Annotated in this window: 2 protein-coding genes and 1 pseudogene; 1 reads left to right on the top strand and 2 read right to left on the bottom strand. The window is 65.9% G+C overall.

Annotated features, from left to right (window positions below; genetic code table 11):
- Nucleotides 1-311: hypothetical protein (locus AC1DNF_RS35405; protein ID WP_478153574.1), on the bottom strand; the 311-nt coding region annotated here is incomplete at its 3' end.
- Nucleotides 312-697: 386 nt separating this feature from the next.
- On the opposite strand from AC1DNF_RS35405, the gene AC1DNF_RS35400 reads away from it, so the two are divergent.
- Nucleotides 698-835: a hypothetical protein gene (locus tag AC1DNF_RS35400; protein ID WP_478153572.1), complete on the top strand. Its 138-nt coding sequence runs from the start codon at nt 698-700 to the stop codon at nt 833-835.
- Between the two features lie 657 nt (nt 836-1,492).
- On the opposite strand, the pseudogene AC1DNF_RS35395 reads toward AC1DNF_RS35400, so the two are convergent.
- Nucleotides 1,493-2,662 (bottom strand): annotated as a pseudogene (locus AC1DNF_RS35395) (hypothetical protein); the annotation flags it as partial.

Genomic DNA, 2,662 nt, shown 5'->3' with positions numbered 1-2,662 from the left:
GTCATGGTCCAGCTGAGCTGGGGCGACTGCGCGAAGGTGTTGTACATGTAGCCCGAGACCTGGAAATCGGTCACGCCCACGTTCAGCGACGCGTTGTCGGCCACGAACACCGAGTTGGACTGGTTCGTGGAGTACGCGCCGGCGTTGCTGCTCGGCGGGCCGCCAACCTGCCAGTAGAACTGGTATGCCGGTGCTGCGCCCCCGAGCTGAGTGTCGGTGCGCTTGAATAGCGTCGGCAGGCCGGTGTTGCTCACGCCGTAGGACGCGGCATCGGGGCCGAAGCGATAGGCGATGCCGACGTCCGTGCTCAATTGGGACGCCATGCTGCGGTAGTTGGTCGCGATGACATTTCCCGAACTGTCGATGACGTCGCCGGACACAGGGGCGGGTGCCGGTGCCGGTGCGGGAGCCGGAGCTGGCGCCGGAGCCGGAGCCGGAGCTGGCGCGGGAGCCGGAGCCGGAGCGGGAGCTGGCGCGGGAGCCGGTGCTGGCGCGGGAGCAGGTGCCGTACCCACCGTCTGACACACGCGCGGGGCGGGCACGCCGGGGTCGCCAAACACGTCGATGCTGCACATCACCGCCACATTGGCAGGCACACCTCGCTGCACCCAATTGCTACCGCTGCCAAAGCGCACGTCCGCATAGCTCGGCAAAGTCATGATCCCACCCTCGGCCGCGACCTGCACATAACCTGCGGGTGCAGGTGCAGGTGCCGGAGCAGGCGCTGGTGCCGGAGCCGGCGCTGGTGCCGGAGCGGGCGCTGGTGCCGGAGCGGGCGCTGGTGCCGGAGCGGGCGCTGGCGCCGGAGCCGGCGCCGTTGCCGGTGCGGTGGTGACCGCTTGGCAAACGCGCGGGGCGGGCACGCCGGGGTTGCCGAACACGTCGGCGCTGCACATCACTGGCGAATTGGCCGGCACGCCTCTCTGCACCCAGCTGCTGCCACTGCCAAAACGCACTTCGGTGTAGCTTGGCACAGTGAAGATCTGGCCCTCATTCGCCACTTGCACAAATGTCGTTGTGGATGTCGCTGCGACGGTAGCCGTGCCTTTTTCCGGCACGGGCACTGGCGTCTTCGAGCGGGAGCTGTTGCTGACGGCGACCATCGCTGCGGCCCTCTGGCTCGCGGTGGCGGAATCGACGCCAGCGTCGGCAACCATCACGCCGTCGGCCGCCGAACTCACTTGGTTGGGGGTTCCCGCCCCAACGGCGCCCGTGCCACTACTCCCTCCACCGCCGCAGCCGGCCAAAGTGCCCGCCGCAATAAGGAGCAAAAGAGAACTTTTGTCTGCCAGTTTCAAAAAAATCACCTCAGGATTACGAAAGATGGTGGTTTGTACGTGGGACACCTCCTACGAGCAACCGTTCTTGCAATTCCTTTCGCGGTGTGTGCACCGCTCCCCAGGGAACTGTTACAACCGTCATGGATGGCGACGAGTTCAACGCAAAATAGTTACGAGACGAAACCATTTCCGCCCGTGCGCCGTGTCGGGCTTCAGGGCACGTTCGCCGTTGACAACTGGAACGGCGCGCCGGGCAGGTCCATGCTTCCCCCGAATTCCTGCCGGATCCCGTTGGTGGGGATGACCGGGCAGCCGTTCGGCGGCGGGCAGGCGCCGCCGTCCGCGAACACGACTGGGCCATAGCGGAAGTTCCTCACCGCCCTCCCGCCGCAGTCGGCCACGCTCAACACGTAACCGACGTTCGCGAAGTTGTCGGCATCCTCGACCGCGATCGGGTCGACCAGACGGGCGTCCTGCAGCGTACGCGCGACGCTGCCGCTGTTGCCATCGGCGGTGAACCGCACCCAGGAAATCCGGCGGTCGCCGCGCGAGGCTGCCAGGACCTGCTGGTTGATCGGTTCGATGCTCCCGTCATCGGGCTCTCCCTTGGAAATGGCCAGCGAGGTCGGATTGCGGCCCAAACCGCCGACGACCCCCACTTCGGCGATGGCACTCGCCGTGGGTGAACTGGCCGCCGCGCCGGGTGCATAGCCGTCGAGGCTGAAGATGTGCAGGGTGCCGTCCTGGGTCGCGACCCAGGCGCGCGGGGTTGCGCCGAACAAGGTGGTTCGGACAGCGGTGGGGGCCGCGGCAAGCGAGATCGTCTCGATGACTTTCGGCATCTGCGACGCATCCTGCGCAAAGGTGTAAGGCCACTGGGCGTCCATGGGCCCCAGGTTGGCCATCGCGGCACCGAAATCGGCTGGGGGACGCCAAAGTACATATTGTTGATGTAGGCAAACAACGGCTTCAGGTCTATAAAAGCAGCCTTCCTCTCCGATTTTGAAATTACAACTGCGACTCCGCCCTTGGCATACCTGCCGTAGTTGACGCCCCCTGGAAGAAAGCTCTGGCGATTGGCCTGGTTGGTCAAGGGCGTGCCCAGGCCAATGAAATCGCCGTTGGACAATCTCGGTGGGAGCGGCGATCTCCGGCAGGTCGACGTACCCCAGGATCTTCATGAAGGCGATGTTGCCCATGTTCGGCAGGCCGGGGTACGGCGCTATCCACTCATGCCACCAGTCGTAGTACGCGCGGGGGCTGGTGCTGCTGTACGGGCTGCAGCCGTCGCACAGGCCGGCCAGCGCGATCACCGCCACCTGGCCCTTGAGCGCCGTGGTGTCCCAGATCGTCACGAGCGCGAACTCGCTGTCCTCGCTGTC

It is taken from the genome of Variovorax sp. 01T432, from assembly GCF_056398605.1.
The sequence above is the reverse complement of the archived record's forward strand: the minus strand, read 5'-3'. Positions and strand labels throughout refer to the sequence as shown.